At 63.4% G+C, this 18,864-nt stretch carries 13 protein-coding genes; 7 read left to right on the top strand and 6 right to left on the bottom strand.

Annotated features, from left to right (window positions below; genetic code table 11):
* The first annotated feature begins 88 nt into the window (after nt 1–88).
* Genes ACQY39_RS23010 through ACQY39_RS23040 form a run of 7 tightly spaced genes read left to right on the top strand, consistent with a single transcriptional unit; the run spans nt 89 to nt 8,578 of the window.
* Entirely contained in the window at nt 89–538 is a 450-nt protein-coding gene (locus ACQY39_RS23010; RefSeq protein ID WP_428510247.1) for a type IV pilin protein, read from the top strand.
* Nucleotides 532–1,170, top strand: coding sequence for a GspH/FimT family pseudopilin (locus tag ACQY39_RS23015; protein ID WP_428510249.1), 639 nt, complete (start codon nt 532–534; stop codon nt 1,168–1,170). Before ACQY39_RS23010 ends, ACQY39_RS23015 begins: the two co-directional genes overlap by 7 nt.
* 15 nt (nt 1,171–1,185) lie before the next feature.
* Nucleotides 1,186–1,695, top strand: a complete 510-nt coding sequence (pilV, locus tag ACQY39_RS23020) for a type IV pilus modification protein PilV (protein WP_428510251.1) — start codon at nt 1,186–1,188, stop codon at nt 1,693–1,695.
* A 14-nt stretch (nt 1,696–1,709) separates the two neighbouring features.
* Entirely contained in the window at nt 1,710–2,762 is a 1,053-nt protein-coding gene (locus ACQY39_RS23025) for a PilW family protein (RefSeq protein WP_428510253.1), read from the top strand.
* The gene (locus ACQY39_RS23030; protein ID WP_428510255.1) at nt 2,756–3,406 is read left to right on the top strand and encodes a pilus assembly PilX family protein; all 651 of its coding nucleotides are present in this window, start codon (nt 2,756–2,758) and stop codon (nt 3,404–3,406) included. The genes ACQY39_RS23025 and ACQY39_RS23030 overlap by 7 nt, the downstream gene beginning before the upstream one ends.
* A gap of 48 nt (nt 3,407–3,454) precedes the next feature.
* Nucleotides 3,455–7,738 carry a pilus assembly protein gene (locus ACQY39_RS23035; protein WP_428510257.1) on the top strand — a complete coding sequence of 1,428 codons (4,284 nt, stop codon included), beginning with the start codon at nt 3,455–3,457 and terminating at the stop codon, nt 7,736–7,738.
* Complete coding sequence (locus tag ACQY39_RS23040) at nt 7,739–8,578, top strand: hypothetical protein (RefSeq protein ID WP_428510259.1); 840 nt, start codon at nt 7,739–7,741, stop codon at nt 8,576–8,578.
* Here the strand turns inward: ACQY39_RS23040 and ACQY39_RS23045 are convergent.
* The 6 genes from ACQY39_RS23045 to ACQY39_RS23070 all read right to left on the bottom strand — a co-directional run bounded on the left by ACQY39_RS23045 (nt 8,567) and on the right by ACQY39_RS23070 (nt 18,857).
* On the bottom strand, nt 8,567–10,033 hold the full coding sequence (locus ACQY39_RS23045) for a glutamate synthase subunit beta (protein ID WP_428510261.1): 1,467 nt from the start codon (nt 10,031–10,033) through the stop codon (nt 8,567–8,569). The two genes, ACQY39_RS23040 and ACQY39_RS23045, sit on opposite strands and share 12 nt — an antisense overlap.
* Before the next feature lie 140 nt (nt 10,034–10,173).
* Complete coding sequence (locus tag ACQY39_RS23050; RefSeq protein WP_428510263.1) at nt 10,174–14,931, bottom strand: glutamate synthase-related protein; 4,758 nt, start codon at nt 14,929–14,931, stop codon at nt 10,174–10,176.
* A 119-nt stretch (nt 14,932–15,050) separates the two neighbouring features.
* On the bottom strand, nt 15,051–15,797 hold the full coding sequence (locus tag ACQY39_RS23055) for a transposase (RefSeq protein ID WP_428510265.1): 747 nt from the start codon (nt 15,795–15,797) through the stop codon (nt 15,051–15,053).
* A 144-nt stretch (nt 15,798–15,941) separates the two neighbouring features.
* Complete coding sequence (locus tag ACQY39_RS23060) at nt 15,942–17,072, bottom strand: deoxyguanosinetriphosphate triphosphohydrolase (RefSeq protein WP_428510267.1); 1,131 nt, start codon at nt 17,070–17,072, stop codon at nt 15,942–15,944.
* Nucleotides 17,073–17,130: 58 nt separating this feature from the next.
* Nucleotides 17,131–18,240 (bottom strand): 3-dehydroquinate synthase, encoded by a 1,110-nt coding sequence (gene aroB, locus ACQY39_RS23065; RefSeq protein ID WP_428510269.1) that lies wholly within the window; start codon nt 18,238–18,240, stop codon nt 17,131–17,133.
* Nucleotides 18,241–18,281: 41 nt separating this feature from the next.
* Nucleotides 18,282–18,857, bottom strand: coding sequence for a shikimate kinase (locus ACQY39_RS23070; protein ID WP_428510271.1), 576 nt, complete (start codon nt 18,855–18,857; stop codon nt 18,282–18,284).
* Nucleotides 18,858–18,864: the final 7 nt, after the last annotated feature.

Consider the following 18,864-nt stretch of genomic DNA (forward strand, 5'->3'; position numbering starts at 1 on the left):
GACTCCGACCAGCGCGAGGGACAGTCTGATAGGCGGCTACACAAGCGAAATGCTGCGGCCGAAAATCAATTCCAACCAGGAGCACTCCATGTCAGCACGCGTCACCTCTTCTCAATCACGTCCGGATCAGGGCTTCACCCTGATCGAGGTGATGGTGACCGTGGCCATCATCGGCATCCTCGCAGCCGTGGCCCTGCCGTCCTACAGGGCTTATGTGGTCCGCGGCAAGATTCCTGAGGCCACGGCGGGTCTGGCGACACGGCAGGTGCGAATGGAACAGTTCTTCCTGGACCGCCGCACCTACAGCGGAGCTCCGGACTGCAGTTCCGACACGAGCAGCAGCAAGTTCTTCAATTTCTCCTGCTCCTCGTCCAGCGCATTGGCTTTCACCCTGCAGGCGGTGGGCAAGGACACGATGGCGGGCTTTACCTACACCGTCAATGAGGCGGGCGTGAAGACCACCGCCGCCCTGCCCAGCGGCTGGACCACGCCCAACCCCAACACCTGCTGGGCCACCAAGCAGGACGGATCATGCTGAAGACCCACATCAGCGCTGGGGCCCGAGCGCGCGGTCTCGGCCAGCTCGGTGTCACGCTGATCGAGCTGGTGGTGACCATGGCCTTGCTGGGCATCTTCATGGCCATGGCGGCACCGAGTTTTTCCACCTGGCTGCAAAACGGCCGTATCCGCAACACCGCAACAACCTTGAGCGCAGGCATCCAACTGGCCAAGGCCGAGGCTGTGGCGCGCAACACCGGCGTGCGCTTTCAGCTCACGAGTTCGCTGACCAACGACTGCACCATCAGCACCAGCGGCACCAACTGGGTGATCAATATGATCGGCGCCAACACGGCTGAGGATTCGGTCGAAGCCCGCTGCGCGTCGGCCCCCTCCGATACCGTGGCTCCGCGCATCTTGCACACCAAGCCCAGCAAGGATGGCAACGGCTCAGTCGAGATTGCGGCCACCGTGGGCTCGGTGGTCTTCAACGGCCTGGGCAAGCCCACGCCGGCGCCGGCCGCCAACATCACCATGGACGTCAGCAACGCAGCGGCGGGGTCCTGCGATGCCAACGGCGCGGCCGTCTGCCTGCGCATCGTCATCACGCCCTCCGGCCAGGTGCGCATGTGCAACCCCAAGCTGCCCAGCGCCGATGTTCAAAGCTGCTGAACAGGAGTTTTGGATATGACACACAAAACCCCTATTGCGACAGCTCGGCGCTCAGGCACGCGCCGCGCACGCGGCTTCATGATGCTGGAGGTGCTGGTCGCCTTGCTGGTGTTCGCCCTGGGCGTGCTGGGCTTGGTCGGCTTGCAAGCCACAGCGGTCAAGCAAGCCGGGCAGGCCAAACACCGCTCCGACGCTGCCCTGCTGGCCAATGAATTGATCGGCACCATGTGGGTGGGCAACCGCAATCTCGCCAATTTGCAAACCAACTACAGCAGTGCCACCCAGGGCAACGGTTACAAGCTCTGGCTGGAGAAGGTCAGCTCGGCGCTACCTGGCGTGGACGCCTACCCGCCGACCGTCACTTTCGCCCAGATCAACCCCTTGCCAGCGCTGGCAGGTACGCCCGCTGGCGGGCCTGTGTTGACGCCCAGTTTGCGCATCACCATCACCGTCAAGTGGGCCGCACCCGGCGAGAACCTCGGCAGCAACCCGCACAACTTGGTGATGATCACCCAGATGAAGTGACGCCGGAGACCGACTTGAAAACGACAACTTCACATTTTTGTTCTGCAGCACGGAACGAGCGCGGCTTCAGTCTGATCGAGCTCCTGGTCGGCGTGGTGCTGGGCATGATTGCCGTGATCGTGGTGATGCAGGTGTTCTCGCTGTCTGAGCGCGGCCAGCGCACGGCCACCAGCGGCGACGAAGCCCAGACCAACGGCGCCATCGCCATTGCCCAGTTGCAGCGAGACATCCGCCAGAGTGGCCACGGCGCCGCCAACCTGGTGCTGGCCGGGTGCAATCTGACCCTGCCGACGGGGCGCGTGCTCAACACCCTGGGGCCGGTGACCATCAACCATGCCGACATTCCGGCAGGCGATCCCCGCAGCGACACCTTGCTGGTGGTCTACAGCAGCGGCAATGGCGCGCCCGAGGGCGACCGCATCACCGCCGAACCCGATGCCGTGACCTACTCGGTGGCCACCGCCTCGGCATTCACGAACAATGACCGGGTGATTGCCGCCAATCAGGTGCGCCCGGCCGCCTGCAATCTGCTGCTGGACCAAGTCAGTGCACTGCCCGTGGGCGCCAATGTGGTCGTCGCCACTGGAGCGGTCGGCATCCAGGACACTTTGTACAACTGGGGGGCCAGCCCCAAGGTGCTCGCCTATGCAGTGCGCAACGGGCGCCTGACCCAGTGCGACCTGATGGTGAGCAACTGCGGCACCGTGACAGCGCAGGCCTGGGTGGAGATCATCGACAACGTCGTCAATCTGCGGGCGCAATACGGGCGCGACACCACCGCGGCACCGATGGACGGCACGGTGGACCTCTTCGACCAAACCACACCCAGCACGCCATGCCAGTGGGCGCGGATGTCGGCGCTGCGCCTGGCCGTCACCACCGTCAGCGGCCAAAAGGAGAAGACGGCGGTGACCGTGGCCGCCAACGCGCCGACCTGGGCGGGTTCCGCCGATGCGCCCATCAACCTCTCGGCTGATGCGGAGTGGCAGTACTACCGCTACAGAGTCTTTGAAGCCGTCGCGCCCTTGCGCAATATGGCTTGGCAGGGAGCGCAAGCAACATGCTGATCCACCAACGCCCCTTGCCTGGCCGCCGCGCTGCTGTGCGCAGCGCCTGGCCGCAGCCGGCGCGGCAGCGCGGCATCGTGCTGATGCTGGCCATCGTCGTGCTGGTGATCATGTCACTGGCCGCTGTCGGCCTGATGCGCTCCATGCTAAGCAGCAACAAGGTGGCCGGCAATCTGGCCTTCCAGCAGTCAGCCATTCAGTCTGCCGATCTGGGCATCGAGACCGCCGTGGCCTGGCTGGAGCAGAACAACATCGCCACCAATCTGCACAACAGCATCACCATCGCCGCCGGGCGCCCCGTGGGCTACCTGGCCCTGCGGCAAGACCCGGCCGCGGGCCAAAGCTGGGAAACCTTCTGGACCACGGTCCTGGTGCCCAGCAACACGGTCAACACCCTGGCCGCCGATGCGGCCGGCAACACAGTGTCTTTTGTGATCCAGCGCCTGTGCAACGGTCAGGGCGCCCCGACCTCGGGCATCGGCTGCGAAGCTGCGCCCGCCACCGACCCCGGCGAGGGCGGTAGCAAGCGCGCCAACAGCGGCACGCCCATTGGCATCCCCAACCAACGCTATTACCGCATCACGGCCCGCGTCGCCGGCCCGCGCAACACGATTGGCTTCGTCCAGGCCGTCGTGGCCCTTTGAGCTCCGGCCTTGCCGGTGCTTCACCCCAGATCCGATTTGGAGTTACCCATGAGCAGCAAGCAACGCCTCTTTGCCCTTTGGCTCGGCTTGGCCGCACTGCAGCTGAGTGGCACGGCCGGTGCCGCAGCCACCGATATTTCAAGCACCCCGCTGGTCGTGGCCACCCCCAATGCCGTGCAGCCGAACCTGATGTTCGTGCTCGACGACTCGGGCTCCATGGGCTTTGACTTCATGCCCGACCATGTCAATGGCGACTCCACGCCCGATCCGAAGCTCTGCCGATCGGCCGGCGCCACGTCCACCAACAGCGGCAGCTTCGGCAACACCTGCTGCCAGGGCGGCGACAGCAGCAACGCCTGCTGGCGCGGTGCGCCACCGTTCGGCACCTTGCGCGGCCACCCGCCCTTTCTGAGCGCCAGCTTCAACAGCATGGCCTACAACCCGGCCATACGCTACACGCCGCCCCTGAATGCGACCGGCGGCAGCTGGTCCAGCATGACCGAAACCAACACCAGCGGCTGGACGGTGGTCGCCAACGACGCCTTCGGCATCCAGAGCACCAGCAACATCAACCTGCTGACCAGCTACCCCGATACCGAATGGTGCACGGACATCAGCTACACCGACTGCCTGCGCAACGACAACTACATCCTGCCCGGCATCGTCAACAACAAGAGCTACACCACCTTCCACGCGACCACCGCGAGCGGCAACGGCAACAAGGCCACCGGCGCGCCAGACCGGCCCGGCACCAGCGCGCAGGCCTGGGGCCCGCACTACTACAACATCATTCCGGCTGAGTACTGCGACAACATCAATCTGCGCAATTGCCAGACCACGGAAACCGCGACCTTCAAGTACCCCGCGCCCGTGCGCTGGTGCAACACCGACGCCAACGCCCGCGCGGCCACACCGGCCTCAGGCTCCTGCCAGGCGGTGCGCAGCAACAATTACCCCGAGGCACGCTACCCCACCAAATTCTTCACGTCCGGGACAGTCGGGATTCCTGCCACCCAGGAGACCCGCGCCACGGCCGTGCTGACGATCAATACGATCGCGGACAAAAACGGCAATGGCTGCTTTGTCTCCATCAACTCCCTGAAGTCTGGCGCCATCCAACTGCTGTCCAGTGCCACCAGCCTGGAGTCGAACCGCTCCAATCTGGCGGCCTCGCTGACCTCGCGAATCAACAACGGCGGCACCGGCTACTTCGCAACCCAGGCCAACCGCACCGTCACCATCACCGCACCTGCGGGTGTGACGGCGCCAGGCGCGATCTCGCTGACCACGTCTTCGGCGACCTGTTTCCTCAGCATCAGCCCGACCACGCCCACGTTCTCGGGCTACCGGGCACCGAGCCCCGGCACGCCGGGCATTGCGGGGGGCTACCCAGGTGGCTTCCAGCGGGTTGACATCATCCCCACGCGCGACAGCTACCCCAAGGCCGAAACCCGCACGGATTGCACCGGCAACAGTTGCAGCTATGCCGAGGAAATGACCAATTTCGCGAACTGGTGGACTTACTACCACACGCGCATGCAGATGATGAAGTCCTCGACCAGCCAGGCCTTCTCTGCCGTGACGAGCAATTTCCGCGTCGGCTATATGAGCATCAACAACAGCCAGGGCAATGCCTTCCTGAACCTCGCAGACTACAGCGGCGCCAACAAATCGGACTGGTACAGCCGACTCTTCAGTGCACTCCCGAGCGGTTCCACGCCGCTGCGGCGGGCTTTGAATGATGCCGGCCGCCTCTACGCCGGCAAGCTGACCGGCAGCTACAACGGCGGCACCATCAAAGACCCGGTGCAGTACTCCTGCCAACGCAACTACACCGTGCTGTCCACGGACGGCTTCTGGAACGAAGCCGTCACGCTGACGCAGCTGGACGGCAGTGCCCTGGGGGACCAGGATGGCGCGATGGCCCGCCCGCAGAAAGACGGCAACGCGGTTTCCAACACCCTGGCCGACGTGGCGGCCTACTACTACAAGGCTGATCTGCGCACCGGTACCGATGGCCAGCCCGAATGCACCAGCGGCTCGGGCAACAGCGCCGATGTCTGCGGCAACGGCACGCTCAGTGCCCAGCAGCGCATGGTGAGCTTCACGCTGGGCCTGGGCGCATCTGGCTATATGCAGTACCAGTCCGACTACCTGCGCGCCACCAGCGGCGACTACTTTGCCGTCAGCCAGGGCAGCAGCCCCAATGTGGCGGCAGGCACCTGCACCTGGCAAGCGAGCGGAGAATGCACCTGGCCCACGCCGGCCTCCAACACCCTGACCACCATCGACGACCTCTGGCACGCGGCCGTCAACGGCGGCGGCACCTACTTCAGCGCCAGCAACCCGATAAGCCTCTACAGAGGACTGCAATCGGCCCTGAACAACATTGCCGCAGATGACGGTGCGGCAGCTGCCGCCACCGCCAGCAATCCCAATGTTTCTGCAGGCGACAATCAAATCTTTGTCTCGAACTTCAAATCCGGCGAATGGACAGGGCAGCTGAAGTCTCAACGCATCGATCTGGATACCGGGGCCATCATTGCGGCTGGCGGCTGGTCTGCCGGCACCTTGCTGGATAGCAACAACAGCCGCAAGATCTATATGTTCAGCGCGGGTGCAGGCAACCGAAGCGAGTTCACCTGGAACAACCTCAGTGCCACCCAGAAGGCTTACTTCAACCTCGCCACGCTGACCGCCGCAGGCAACAACCTGATTCAGTTCTGCGGCTCGGGCGACTTCTGCCTGAGCAACAGCGACCAAAGCACGGCTGCCGGCGAGCGTCTGGTGGACTATTTGCGCGGCAGCCGCAGCGATGAGGGTACGCTGGCTGAGCCGACGAAATTCTTCCGTCAGCGCACCCAACTCCTGGGAGACATCGTCAACTCCGAGGCGGTCTATGCAAAGAACGCGCAGATGAACTACACCGACGCCGGCTTCGCGGCACACAAGGATTCGATGGCCTTGCGCGAGGGCATGGTCTATGTGGGAGCCAATGACGGCATGCTGCACGCTTTCAGTGCGGCTAGCGGCAACGAGCTCTGGGCCTATGTGCCCAGCCAGGTCATGCCGCGACTCCACAAGCTGGCCGACAAGAGCTATGGCAACAAGCATCAGTATTTCGTCGATGCCAGCCCGGTGGTCCAGGAAGTGAAGATTGGCAGCGACTGGCGCACGGTCCTGGTCACAGGCCTTGGCGCCGGTGGCCGGGCCTACATCGCGATTGACGTCACCTCGCCCACCGACCCCAAGCCGCTCTGGGAGTTCACCCACGACAATCTCGGCTACACCTTCGGCAAGCCCGAGATCAGCAAGCTGGTCGACGGCAGCTGGGTGGTCATCGTGCCCTCGGGCTACAACAACGTGACGCCGGGCGATGGCAACGGTCGCCTGTTCGTACTCGATATCGCCACGGGCGCGCCCATCTCGACCCTGCCCAACGGCATTCCCACCCTGGTCGGCGGCCTGGCCGTCGGCAGCGCCGGAACGCCCAGCGGACTCGGCCACATCAGTGCCTGGGCCGACAACTCGGACAAGGACAACACCGCCCTGCGTGTCTACGGCGGAGACAACTTGGGCAATGTCTGGCGTTTCGACATCAACAACAACGTGGGCGCGGCCGGCTACGAGGCGCAGCGCATCGCCACCCTGCGAAACTCACTGGGCCAGGTGCAGCCCATCACCTCACGCCCGGAGTTGGGCATGGTGGGCATCTACCCCATGATTTTTGTCGGCACCGGCCGCTACCTCGGGGTCAGCGATCTCAGCGACGCCACCACGCAAAGCATCTATGCCATCAAGGACCGACTGAGCGCCAGCGACTTTGGCAACCCGAGGCTGGTGGCCAACAATTTTGTCCAGCAGACCCTGAGCAACGGCACCTGCCCGGCCAACTCGGCCATTTGCAGCCCGGGCTCGCCGATCCGCAGCAATGGCAACCCGCAGGCGGTGGATCTGCTCGAGAAGAACGGCTGGTATGTGGACCTGCCCAGCACCCGCGAACGGGTCACCAATGAGCCCGTGCTGGTCGGCGGTGTCCTGGGCGTGACCTCGAATGTGATCAACTCTTCGGGCATCTGCACCGTGGGCGGCTCCAGTTGGATCAACTACTTTGACTACCGCACCGGCGGCGCCGTCGACAGCGCCCAGTCCATCGTCAGCATCTCGCTGGGCAATGCCATTGCCACTCGGCCCTCGACGGTGAGGTTGCCGAACAACAAGGTGATCGATCTGGTGCGTCTGTCGAATAACACCACCGTCACGCCGCTTCGCCCGCAAGGTCTGAGCAACAGCAACACCCGCCGCCTGTCCTGGCGCGAGTTGACGGATTGAGTGCATGAGCGCTTCGGCGAGGGGGTGGCTTTGACTGCCGCCAGCAGCTTGCTTGCTGGCGCTCACCGGGTGGCACGTTCACCCGGGCTGCCCTCCACCCTCGACCGACGGCTGCTCTGGAGCCTGATCGGCGCTCTGACTCTGCACGTGCTGATTGGGGCCTTCAGCTGGCCACGTAGCGAAGGGGCGGATGCAGGGCGAGCACTCGACAACACCATGACGGTTCGCTTGCTGAGCGACTCCAGGCGAGGGGAGCAAGTCCCGCAAACAAAGAACACCGGTGAACCGCCAGTCGGCGCGCGCACTGGGTCCCAAGCGGATGAGCGACCAGGTGCCGAGTTGATCCGGCCCAAGGAAGCGTCGCAGGATCTGGCAGAAGCCACCCAGGGGTCATCTGCCCGTCGCGCCCCCACGGCTGACGAGGAGGACGAGGACGAAACCACGCTGCCCAACTACCGCCCTGCCGAGACACTGACTGAAGCACCGAGGCTGTTGGACGGCGCGAGCCTCTCCCTCAGCCATCCCGACGAAGCCCTGCCTGAGGGCCGCGCCGATGTACGAGTGGCGCTCTTGATCAGCCAGAGCGGGCAGGTGGACGACGTATTGGTTCCGGCTGACCGCTTGCCCCCACGCTTCGTCAAAGCAACTCAACGGGCCTTTCTGGGCCAGACCTTCAAGCCTGGCAGGCTCGGCGAGCAAGAAGTCGCGGCCCGTCTCTGCGTGGTCGTGCGATTCCAGGAAAACGAACGCCCCCGCTGGGATCTCGTCACAGCGGGGGCGTTGATGAACTTGATTGGGCCGAGCGGCACGGGCTGCGAGCCCGAGGGCTCAACGCGGTAGATCGCTGCTGCCCATCAGGAACTCATCCACTGCGCGCGCTGCTTGACGGCCTTCTCGGATCGCCCAGACAACCAGTGACTGACCGCGGCGCATGTCTCCAGCGGCGAAGACCTTGTCGACATTGGTCTTGTAGCCACCGCTGAAATCAGTGCTGGCCTTGGCGTTGCCGCGCGCGTCCTTGCTGACACCAAAGGCATCAAGCACGGTGGCGACCGGTGCGACAAAACCCATGGCCAGGAAGACCAAGTCGGCCTTGATGATCTGCTCGGAGGCCGGCACCTCGACCATCTTGCCGCCCTGCCATTCGACACGCACGGTCTTGACGCCGGTCAGCTTGCCTTTTTCACCGACAAACTCCTTGGTCGAAATGGCGAACTCGCGCTCGCAACCCTCTTCATGGCTGCTGGAGGTGCGCAGCTTGAGCGGCCAGTAGGGCCAGGTCAGCGGGCGGTCTTCCACCTCGGGTGGCTGGGGCATCAGCTCGAACTGGGTGACGCTCTTGGCGCCATGGCGGTTGCTGGTACCGACGCAATCGCTGCCGGTGTCGCCGCCGCCGATCACGACCACATGCTTGCCGTCGGCTCGGATCTGGCCCTTGAGCTTGTCACCCGCATTGACCTTGTTCTGCTGCGGCAGGAATTCCATCGCGAAATGGATACCGCTGAGCTCACGACCGGGCGCCGGCAGATCGCGGCTGGCTTCAGAGCCGCCACTGAGCAAGACGGCGTCGAACTGCGATTTGAGCTCGTCCGGGCTGATGCTGTCCTTGGCCCAGTTGGTGACCTTGGAGCCTTCCGGCATGGATGCGACCAGCACGCCGGTGCGGAAGACCACGCCCTCGGCTTCCATCTGCGCCACACGGCGGTCGATGTGGGACTTCTCCATCTTGAAGTCGGGGATGCCGTAGCGCAGCAGGCCGCCGACACGGTCGTTCTTCTCGAACACGGTCACGCTGTGGCCGGCGCGCGCCAGTTGCTGGGCAGCCGCCAGACCGGCCGGGCCGGAACCGACGATGGCCACCGTCTTGCCGGTCTTCAGCTTGGGCAACTGCGGCTGCACCCAGCCTTCGGCCCAGGCGCGGTCGATGATGGCGTGCTCGATGGACTTGATGCCCACCGCGTCGTCGTTGACATTCAGCGTGCAGGCCGCCTCGCAGGGCGCCGGGCAGATGCGGCCGGTGAACTCGGGGAAGTTGTTGGTGCTGTGCAGGACGGTGATGGCATTGGCCCAATCCCCTTGGTACACCAAGTCGTTGAAGTCCGGAATGATGTTGTTGACCGGACAGCCGCTGTTGCAAAACGGCGTGCCGCAATCCATGCAACGGGCGGCCTGCTGCTTGGACTGCTCAGCACTCAGTCCGATCACGAATTCCTTGTAATTCTTGACCCGCGCAGCGACCGGCTCATAGCCCTCTTCCAGCCGCTCAAACTCCATGAAGCCCGTAACCTTGCCCATGCTTCGCTCCTGATCTTCACTAATTAGGGTCAGAGTCATTTTTCAAACTCTGGCACTTCAATTCTCACAATTAGGGTCAGAGTCATTTTCTGACTACCAACCCCGATTCGCTTCACGCCACTGGGGCGACCGACCCTCGCTCAGGCCTTGACGGCTGGCTTGGCGCTGGCCGGAGCCTTGGCGTGCTCAATGGTCGACGCCGCCTGCTTGGCCGCGTGGATCTCGCCCAGCGCGCGGCGGTACTCGTGCGGGAAGACCTTGACGAACTTGGCGCGCGATTCGGCCCAGTGGTCGAGGATGTGGCGGGCCCGCGCGCTGCCGGTCCAGCGGTGGTGGTCTTCCAGCATCTTCTTGAGGATGGCCTCGTCGGTCTGCGCCTCGGCGTCGCCGAGGTGATGCCAGACGGCACGGTCAACGGTGGCCTCTTGCTCATGCGAGGGCAGCAGTTTGTCCAGCGCGACCATGCTGGTGTTACAGCGCTTGGCGAACTGGCCGTCTTCGTCGTAGACGTAGGCGATGCCGCCGCTCATGCCGGCAGCGAAATTGCGACCGGTCTTGCCCAACACAGCCACGGTGCCGCCGGTCATGTACTCGCAACCATGGTCACCCGTGCCTTCGACCACGGCCGAGGCACCCGAGAGCCGCACCGCAAAGCGCTCACCCGCCACGCCGCGGAAGAAAGCCTCGCCACGCGTTGCTCCGTAGAGCACGGTGTTGCCGACGATGATGTTTTGGGTCGCATCACCGCGGAAGTCGATGCTGGGGCGTACCACCACACGGCCGCCGGACAGGCCCTTGCCGGTGTAGTCGTTGGCGTCACCGATCAAATAGAAGGTGATGCCCTGGGCCAGGAAGGCGCCGAAGCTCTGGCCACCCGTGCCTTCCATCTGGATGAAGATGGTGTGGTCGGGCAGGCCTTCAGGCCGGCGGCGGATCAGCTCGCCGGACAACATGGCGCCGACGGTGCGGCGCACATTGCTGACTTCCTGCATGAACTGGACCTTCTCGCCCTTCTCAAAGGCAGGCAGACACTTCTCGATCAGCTTCACATCAAGCGCGCGGTCCAGGCCATGGTCTTGCACATCAACGTGCGTGCGGGCCACATCAGCCGCCAGCGCCGGGCGGTGGAACACCCGGCTGAAGTCCAGACCCTTGGCTTTCCAGTGGGTGATGCCCTTCTTGGTGTCGAGCAGATCGCTGCGGCCGACCAGGTCTTCGAACTTGCGCAGGCCCAGCTGGGCCATGATCTGGCGCGCTTCCTCGGCGACGAAGAAGAAGTAATTCACCACATGCTCGGGCTTGCCGGTGAACTTGGCACGAAGCAGCGGGTCTTGCGTAGCCACACCCACCGGGCAAGTGTTGAGGTGGCACTTGCGCATCATGATGCAGCCTTCGGCCACCAGCGGCGCGGTGGCGAAGCCGAATTCGTCAGCGCCCAGCAGCGCACCGATGACCACATCGCGGCCGGTCTTCATCTGGCCGTCGGCCTGAACCCGCACACGGCCACGCAGGCGGTTCAGCACCAGGGTCTGCTGGGCCTCAGCCAGGCCCAGCTCCCAAGGGGTGCCGGCATGCTTGATCGAGCTCCAGGGCGAAGCGCCTGTGCCGCCGTCATGGCCGGCAATGACCAGATGGTCGGCCTTGGCCTTGGTGACGCCGGCGGCGATGGTGCCGACGCCGACTTCCGAGACCAGCTTGACCGACACATCCGCCTTGGGGTTGACGTTCTTCAGGTCGTGAATCAGCTGGGCCAGGTCCTCGATGGAATAGATGTCGTGGTGCGGCGGCGGCGAGATCAGGCCGACGCCCGGCACCGAATAACGCAGCATGCCGATGTACTCGCTGACCTTGCCGCCGGGCAGCTGACCGCCCTCACCCGGCTTGGCGCCCTGGGCCATCTTGATCTGGATCTGATCGGCGCTGACCAAGTACTCGGTGGTGACACCGAAGCGGCCCGAAGCGACCTGTTTGATCTTGGAGCGCAGGGAATCGCCTTCCTTGAGCTCGTAGTCGACGGCGATGACCTTGTTGCCGATCACATCGGACACCTTGGTGCCGGCCGTGATCTTGATGCCCTTGAGCTCGTTACGATAACGCGCCGGGTCCTCGCCACCTTCACCGGTGTTGCTCTTGCCGCCGATGCGGTTCATGGCCACGGCCAGAGTGGCATGGGCCTCGGTCGAAATGGAGCCGAGCGACATCGCGCCGGTGGCGAAACGCTTGACGATCTCGGACGCAGGTTCCACTTCGTCCAGCGGAATGGCCTTGCTGGGGTCGAACTTGAACTCGAACAGACCACGCAGCGTCATATGGCGCTTGCTCTGGTCGTTGATGATTTGCGCGTATTCCTTGTAGCTGTCGAACTTGCCGCTGCGCGCGCTGTGCTGCAGCTTGGCAATCGCGTCCGGCGTCCACATATGTTCCTCACCGCGGGCACGCCAGGCGTATTCGCCGCCAGCATCCAGCATGGTGTGCAGAACTGGGTCGTCGCCGAAAGCGGCGCGGTGCAGGCGAATCGCCTCTTCTGCCACCTCGAACACGCCGATACCACCCACTTGCGTGGGCGTGCCGCGGAAGTACTTCTCCACAAAGTCCGACTTCAAGCCGATCGCCTCGAAGATCTGCGCGCCGCAGTAGGACATATAGGTGGAGATGCCCATCTTGGACATGATCTTGGACAGACCCTTGCCGATGCCCTTGATGTAGTTGTAGATGGCCTTATCGGCGGACAAAGCGCCCGGCAGGCCGGCGGCGATTTCGGCCAGGGTTTCCAAGGCCAAGTAGGGATGAACCGCTTCGGCACCGAAGCCAGCCAACACGGCAAAGTGGTGCACCTCGCGGGCACTGCCGGTTTCGACCACCAGGCCGGCGGTCGTGCGGCGGCCTTCACGCACCAGGTGGTGGTGAATGGCGGACAGGGCCAGCAAGGCGGGGATCGCCACACGGCTGTCGCTCAGGCCGCAGTCGGTGATGATGAGGATGTTGTGGCCGCTCTTGATCGCATCGACCGCTTCGGCGCACAGCGAAGCCAGCTGTGCCTCGACGCCTTCGTGGCCCCAGGCGAGCGGGTAGGTGATGTCCAGCTCGTAGGACTTGAACTTGCCGTGGGTGTGAGCCTCGATCTGGCGCAGACGGGCCATGTCCTTGAAGTCCAGCACCGGCTGCGACACCTCCAGGCGCATGGGCGGGTTGACCGCGTTGATGTCCAGCAGATTGGGCTTGGGACCGATGAAGCTGTTGAGCGACATGACGATGGCCTCGCGGATCGGGTCGATCGGCGGGTTGGTCACCTGGGCGAACAACTGCTTGAAATAGTTGAACAGCGGCTTGTCCTTGCTCGACAGCACGGCCAGCGGCGAGTCGTTGCCCATGGAGCCCAGGGCTTCTTCGCCGGTGGCGGCCATGGGCGCCATCAGGAACTTGATGTCTTCCTGGGTGAAACCGAAGGCTTGCTGGCGATCGAGCAGGCTGGCGCTGAAGCTGGCCGCCGAGGTGTCGGCCACCTCGATGTCGTCGAGCTTGACGCGCACGTTCTCGATCCACTGGCGATAGGGCCGGGCGTTGGCGTACTGGTTCTTGAGCTCTTCGTCATCGATGATGCGGCCCTGCTCCAGGTCGATCAGGAACATCTTGCCGGGCTGCAGGCGCCACTTCTTGACGATCTTGTTTTCAGGCACAGGCAGCACGCCGGACTCGGAGGCCAAGATGACCAGATCGTCGTCGGTGACGCAGTAGCGCGCTGGGCGCAGGCCGTTGCGGTCCAGCGCAGCGCAGACCTGGCGGCCATCGGTGAAGACCATGGCCGCAGGACCATCCCAGGGCTCCATCATGGCGGCGTGGTACTCGTAGAACGCGCGGCGGCGCAGGTCCATATGCTCATGCTGCTCCCAGGCTTCCGGGATCATCATCATGGCGGCATGGGCCAGAGGGTAGCCGGCCATGGTCAGCAGTTCCAGAGCGTTGTCAAAGGTGGCCGTGTCTGACTGGTGCTCGAAGCTGATCGGGTAAAGCTTGTTCAGATCTTCACCCAGCACCGGCGACTTCATCACGCCTTCGCGCGCGCGCATCCAATTGAAGTTGCCCTTGACCGTGTTGATCTCGCCGTTGTGGGCGACCATGCGGTAGGGGTGGGCCAGCGGCCACTCGGGGAAGGTGTTGGTGGAGAAGCGCTGGTGGACCAATGCGATGGCTGAGACCACACGCGGGTCGGCCAGGTCCTTGTAGTAGCTGCCCACCTGATCGGCCAGCAAAAGGCCCTTGTAGATGATGGTGCGGCAGCTCATGCTGGGCACGTAGTACTCGCGGCTGTGCGTCAGTTGCAGCGCCTGGATGGCGCTCGACGCCGTCTTGCGGATCACATAGAGCTTACGTTCCAGAGCATCGGGCACGATGATGTCCGGACCGCGGCCGATGAAGATCTGGCGAATGATGGGCTCTTTGTCGCGCACCGTCGGCGACATGGGCATCTCGGCATCAACCGGCACATCGCGCCAGCCCAGCAAAACCTGACCCTCGGCCTTGATGGCGCGGGCCAACTCCTGCTCACAAGCCAGGCGGGAGGCGTGCTCCTTGGGCATGAAGATCATGCCGACGCCGTACTCGCCAGGGGGCGGCAGTTCCACGCCCTGCTTGGCCATCTCGGCACGGAAGTATTCGTCGGGGATCTGGATCAGGATGCCGGCGCCGTCGCCCATCAACTTGTCGGCACCGACCGCACCGCGGTGATCCAGGTTCTCAAGAATCTTCAGACCCTGCTGAACGATGGAGTGCGCCTTCTGACCCTTGATGTGCGCCACAAAACCCAGGCCGCAAGCGTCTTTCTCGTTCTGCGGCCGGTACATGCCGTGGGCGGCCAGATCTTGGATCTCGGCATGTTGGTCTGCTGCGTTCTGGCTCATGGCGCTCTCCGACGTAATTCAGTTACGGGGACGGAGATTAATGCGCCGCAGCAAAAGCCTCAAGCAAAAAGAATTAGGGTCAGAGTCGATTTTCCATCAATCAACCGGTTGCCACCCATTTAAATGGGGTCAGTGTGATTTTTCGAGGGTAAAGATTGGGAAGATTGATCGCCGTCGACGATCATTTTTCTCGGTCTACCGCGGGCTTGAGGCTGCACGCGGCGCTGCGTCTGATCCGCCAGAGCACGCAGAAAGCCACTGGTTCCCAAAGGCCAGCCCTTCAGGGTTGCCTGGGTGATGCTGAGGCGCTCGGCCTCCGCGCAGCCTTCCATCAACAATTCGCGGTAAGCCATCTCCCTCTCGAAAGGCGTGTTGCCGAGGGTCCAGTACAGAAGATGCTCGCTCAGCAAGGCATCGCTACGCCGGCCGAGATGACTGGCGCAACTTGACCAAGGAAAGTCTTCCGGCAGGGCACAGAGCCCTGCGCGCACGGGGTTCAGTTCGACATAGCGCATACAAGCCAGAAAGTAGCGTTCGCTGTCGATGACCGTGGCACGGAAGCGCCCTTCCCACAAGGTTCCGGTCCGCCCGTACTTGTGGTTGAACCACGCCACATAGCGGCGGCCCAAAGACTGCATCATCTTGCTGATGCCCTGCTCGTCTTCAGGCGTAGCCAGCAGATGCAGATGGTTGTCCATCAACGCATAAGCATGGATGGCGACCTTGTACTGGCGTGCACCGTCGCGCAGGAACTCCAAGATTTGCTGCCGATCCGCATCGGCGTGAACGATGGGCTGGCGGTTGTTGCCGCGCAACATCAGATGGTGAGGCTGGCCGGGCAGCAGCAAGCGTGGGAGGCGAGCCATGGTGAATTGTTCCAAAAGGCGAGTTAAATGACACTGACCCTATTTTGAGAGACTTCTACGCGGCTGACGACGAAAATCGTCGAGGGAATCCATTCAATTGACTCTGACCCAATTTAGGGGGCTCGGTCCCGATTCGGAGGCAGCTCAGAACAACGTCAGGCCCGTCAGACGTTGATGTTCGCGCAAGGCGAAACGGTCTGTCATGCCGGCAATGTAGTCAGCGCAAGCGCGCGGGGCATCGGTGGCGCCAGCGAAGTCGGGCGGGAGTTGCGCCGGCTCGCTGGTGTAGATACGAAACAAGTCGCGCAGGACCTGCTCGGCCCGCAAGCGGGTTTGCTGGACCTGGCTGTGGCGATACAGCTTGGCAAACAAGAAGCGCTTGAGTTCGGTGCTTGCTTTGCGCATTTCCGGGCTGAAGCGAATCAGCGGTGGAGCTGCGCGAACGGCGGCCAGATTGGCAATGCCCTCGCCTTCTGCCAAGGCCAGCCGGGTGGCATCGATGATGTCGTAGACCTGGGCCGAGAGCATGCGCCGTATGGTCTCGAACAGCAGGCGCTTGCCGTCCAGATTCGGGTATTCGACCAAGGCCTCGCGCAAATAGAAGTGCACCAAAGGCACTTCCTCCAGTTGCTCAAGAGTCAGCAGGCCGGAGCGCACACCGTCATCGACGTCATGGGCGTTGTAGGCGACCTCGTCGGCCAAGTTGCAGAGCTGCGCTTCCAAGCTCGGCTGCCCACCGTACAAGAATCTGCGGGCGACACCGTCGGGCTCGGCGGCCTCCAGCAGTTCTGCATTGCGTCGCGCGCAATGTTTCAGGATGCCTTCGCGGGTCTCGAAACTGAGGTTGAGCCCGTCGTACGCGGGGTAGCGCAGTTCCAGCTTGTCCACCACGCGCAGCGATTGCAGATTGTGCTCAAAGCCGCCGTGGGCCTTCATGCATTCGTCCAGCACATCCTGCCCAGCATGGCCGAAAGGCGTGTGGCCCAGATCGTGAGCCAGTGCGATCGCCTCGATCAAGTCTTCATCGAGACCCAAGCTGCGGCCCATGGAGCGACCCAGCTGGGCCACTTCCAGGGAATGTGTGAGCCGCGTACGGAACAGATCGCCCTCATGGTTCATGAAGACCTGCGTCTTGTAGACCAAGCGACGAAACGCCGTGCTGTGGATGATGCGGTCGCGGTCGCGCTGGTATTCGCTGCGGGTCGGCGCTGCAGCCTCCGGATGGCGCCGGCCACGACTGTTCGCAGGGTCGCAGGCGTAAGGGGCGAGTGGCATGGTGCGCTGAGTTCCTCGGTTGACTTTGGCGTTCAGCGACTGGGCCCGGGTGACGGACTCACTCGCAATGGGCGGCAAGCACTTCAGCCACCAGCGCATCTGGCGCGCCGTGCATGCCGGCCCGGCCCAAGGCTTCGATCAGCACAAAGCGAATCTCACCTCCCTCGGCCTTTTTGTCCACGCGCATCAGCTCCAGATAGCGCTCAGCTCCCAAGCGCGGCGCGCGCACCGGTAAACCTGCGCGCTCGATCAGCTCGCGCAAGCGGGGCAGAAAAGCTGCCGGCATCAAGCCCTTGCGCACCGACAGATCAGCCGCCATGACCATGCCACAACCGACGGCCTCGCCGTGCAGCCATTGCCCGTAGCCCATGCCGGTCTCGATGGCGTGGCCGAAGGTGTGGCCAAAATTGAGGATGGCCCGCAAACCTTGCTCGCGTTCATCCTGGCCCACCACCCAAGCCTTGATCTCGCAACAGCGTTTCACGGCATAGGCCAGTGCCGACTTGTCACGCGCCAGCAATGCATCCAAATTGACCTCGATCCAGGTCAGAAAATCACCATCGGCAATCGGCCCGTACTTGATGACTTCGGCCAGGCCTGCCGCCAGCTCACGCTGCGGCAAGGTATCCAAGGTATCGAGATCGGCGATCACACGCTCGGGCTGGTAGAAAGCACCGATCATGTTCTTGCCTAGCGGATGGTTGATGGCCGTCTTGCCACCCACCGAGGAGTCCACCTGCGCCAGCAGCGTCGTCGGAACCTGCACGAAGGGCACGCCGCGCATATAGATGGCAGCAGCGAAACCGGTCATATCACCGATAACGCCACCGCCGAGCGCGAACAAGACCGTCTTGCGGTCTGCGGCACGCGCCAGCAGGTGGTCAAAGATGAGATTCAGGCTGGCCCAGTCCTTGTGCTGCTCGCCATCGGGCAGTTGCACGAACTCGACCCGCGCATAGTGGGCACCGAGTTGGGCTTGCAAGCTCTGCAAATACAGCGGCGCCACGAGCTCATTGCTGACGATCAGCGCGCAAGCTGCTTTGGGCAAACCATGCCAAGAGTCAGGCGAGCTCAGCAAGCCTGGGCCGATGTGGATGTCGTAGCTGCGTTGGTCAAGTGCAATCGAAACGCACTGGACAGCGGAATGATGAGGGGCCGAAACAGTCATCTGCCAAGTGTACGGCGGCCGACACGAGGGGCCGACTGAGCTCAGCAGGGTTCGGCGCCGACCGTGGCAGCAACCCGGGACGGATCGATCATACCCGCCAGCTCCAGCTGCATCAAAGCCATATTGACCAAGCCGTGAACCGAGGGACGGCCCGTCTCCAACACAAAGTGCGCACAGCTGCGATAGAGCGGGTTGCGCTGAACATAGAGCTCACGCAGCTTCTGCAAAGGATCGCGTACCTGCAGCAAAGGCCGCTGGGTGTCGTGACGCAGGCGCCGGAACAGTTCCTCCGGCGTCGATCGCAAGTACAGGACAGTGGCAGCGCTGTGCAAGAGCTGCCGGTTGGCTTCACGCAGCACGATGCCGCCGCCGGTGGCCAGCACCAGTTCGCCGCTGCGCGTCAGCAGTTCAGACAGAACCTGACTTTCGATATCGCGAAAAGCCGCTTCGCCCGAACGCTCAAAAAAAACGCGGATCGGCTCCCCGATCCGCGCTTCGATTTCTGCATCCGTGTCGACGAAGCGCATGCCCAGCTGGCGGCCCAGCTGGCGGCCGACGGTGGACTTGCCACCGCCGGGCATGCCGACAAGGGCGATCACGAGGCTTGCTGCGCTCATGCAGAAG

The organism is Roseateles sp. (genome assembly GCF_965262435.1).
GTDB lineage: Bacteria > Pseudomonadota > Gammaproteobacteria > Burkholderiales > Burkholderiaceae_C > Paucibacter_A.